The organism is uncultured Leptotrichia sp. (genome assembly GCF_938036635.1).
Lineage (GTDB): Bacteria > Fusobacteriota > Fusobacteriia > Fusobacteriales > Leptotrichiaceae > Leptotrichia > Leptotrichia hongkongensis.
The window spans coordinates 1-2,447 of sequence record NZ_CALHQO010000019.1 but is presented as its reverse complement, the minus strand read 5'-3'; the positions used below and the strand labels follow the sequence as shown (position 1 = coordinate 2,447).

The 2,447-nt window shown below is 29.6% G+C and carries 2 protein-coding genes; one reads left to right on the top strand and one right to left on the bottom strand.

Going from position 1 to position 2,447, the window contains the following annotated elements; all coding sequences use genetic code 11:
• The first annotated feature begins 105 nt into the window (after window positions 1-105).
• Complete coding sequence (nagE, locus tag Q0370_RS00280) at window positions 106-1,536, top strand: N-acetylglucosamine-specific PTS transporter subunit IIBC (protein ID WP_299570504.1); 1,431 nt, start codon at window positions 106-108, stop codon at window positions 1,534-1,536.
• Between the two features lie 250 nt (window positions 1,537-1,786).
• Here the strand turns inward: nagE and Q0370_RS00275 are convergent.
• The coding region (locus Q0370_RS00275; protein ID WP_299570501.1) for a hypothetical protein at window positions 1,787-2,447 on the bottom strand (661 nt) is incomplete at its 5' end.

Sequence of the window (2,447 nt, the reverse complement as noted above, 5' to 3'; positions counted from 1 at the left end):
AATATTGACATAATATAAAAATAAGATATAATAATAATGAAAAAAAATTATATTCCTATGTGATAGAAGAATATGAACAAAAAATAGAAAGAGAGTTGGTTAAAAATGATGAAGTATTTACAGAAAATTGGTAAATCACTTATGTTGCCAGTTGCAGTATTACCAGCTGCAGCAATACTTTTAGGAATAGGTTACAGACTTGATCCCGTTGGTTGGGGAGCAAACAGTCCTGCGGCAGCTTTCCTAATTAAATCAGGAGCTTCCATATTGGACAATATCCCTATATTGTTCGCAGTTGGAATAGCAGTTGGGATATCTAAAGAAAAAGATGGTTCTGCAGCATTAGCAGGGTTAGTAGGTTTTTTAGTAATAACTACGTTATTATCAAAAGAGTCTGTTGCAGTTTTGACAAAAGTGGATGTAGATAAAGTTCCTTTAGCTTTTGGAAAAATAAATAATGCATTTATAGGGATATTATCAGGAATAATAGCTGCTGAAATATTCAACAGATTCCATAAGACACAGTTGCCAATGGCTTTTGCATTTTTCAGTGGTAAAAGACTAGTTCCGATATTAACATCAGCTGTAATGCTTATATTATCTCCTGTATTATTCTTTGTATGGCCTGTAATATTTGGAGCATTAGTAACTTTAGGAGAAACATTCTTAAAACTTGGACCTTTAGGAGCTGGAATATTTGGATTCTTTAACAGATTGTTAATTCCTTTAGGATTACACCATGCCTTAAATGCGGTTTTCTGGTTTGATGTAGCAGGAATAAACGATATTGGAAACTTCCTTGGAGGAACAGGAGTAAAAGGTATAACAGGAATGTATCAGGCAGGATTCTTCCCTATTATGATGTTTGGATTACCAGCAGCAGCATTTGCAATGTATCAAGAAGCAAAACCTGAAAGAAAAAAACAAATCGCATCGCTAATGTTAGCAGCAGGAGTTACTTCATTTGTAACAGGAGTAACAGAACCTCTTGAATTTGCATTTATGTTTGTAGCACCTTTATTATATGCAGTTCACGCACTTTTAACAGGATTAAGTTTATTTATAGCATCAATGTTCCATTGGACAGCAGGATTTGGATTTAGTGCAGGACTTATCGACTTTTCACTAACTTCAGGAATGCCAATGGCTAACAATCCATTTATGTTGTTAGTTCTAGGACTTGGATTTGGAGTAGCTTATTATCTGTTGTTTAAAGTACTGATAAAAACCTTTAATTTAAAAACACCTGGAAGAGAAGAAGAGGATAATGAAGAAGAATTAAAAATAGAAACTTCAAATAATAGTCATACAGAAGTAGCTACAATCATATATGAAGCATTAGGTGGAAAAGATAATGTAGTTTCCATAGATAACTGTGCTACACGATTAAGACTAGAAGTGAAAGATTCAACTTTAGTAGATGATAAAAAAATTAAAAAAGTTGCAGCGGGAATAATAAAACCTTCTAAAACAGATGTTCAGGTAATTATTGGTCCATTGGTTGAATTTGTTGCAAATGAAATGAAAAAATTATAAAAGTATATTATTATAAATATAAAAACTGCACTTAAACTTTAAATATTAAGATTGAAAGTGCAGTTTTAAAATATTTTTATTTTTTTGTTCCTATCAAGTAATACTGCTATAATTACTCTTTTTGATATATTTACAAAAAAAAGGAAAAAATCACTTAAAAATAGTAAAAATTTTGGGATATTTTACACTCTTTAAATTTCCACATTTTTTATTCTAATATACATCTATTGCTTTTTCTCTTAAACTTTGTTTATTTTCTTTTTTTTAATTCTGTTTTCCCTTCTTTTAATTTTTCTTTATCCAAATTTTCTATTTTCCCTTTTACTGTTGTTTTTTCTCGTACAAATTTACCATTTTCATCTAATTCTATTTCTGTTAATACATATTTAGTTGCATATTTTCTTGCTATTGATTCCATTTTATTATCAAAATATATTATATCATATCGCACATCTTTTCTATTTTCTGGATATATATATTCCATATCAGCATAGTCTGGATCCATTTCGTACGGTATTGCTTTTAGTTTATCTGCAGCCTCTTCTATTCCTATTTTTTCTCTAAAGTCCCATTTTAGATTGTCTGTTTCTTCGCTTATAAACTCTTCTAATGTTTTCGTCATTATTATTTTTCTTACACCATTTTCTAATTCAATATTTTTATAACAGTTTGTATATGATGCTAATTTTTCTTTTGATAACCAATTATAGTAATCATTTCCTATCCACATCTTCCAATATACTCCGAATGGAATGTCATGTTCTCTTCTTGTATAACCTGGATTTTTAGTAATATCTACTTCTTTTGAACCATCTCCATATATTTTTATTTTTTCTTCTGGAACTTTTATTCCATCCAATTCTAAAAAATCTATATTTCTTTCATTTTGAATATCGGAATAATCCCAATCT

Bases quoted from the DNA above. Each gene is read 5' to 3' on its own strand.
- nagE (WP_299570504.1), top strand. From the start codon at position 106: ATGATGAAGTATTTACAGAAAATTGGTAAATCACTTATGTTGCCAGTT.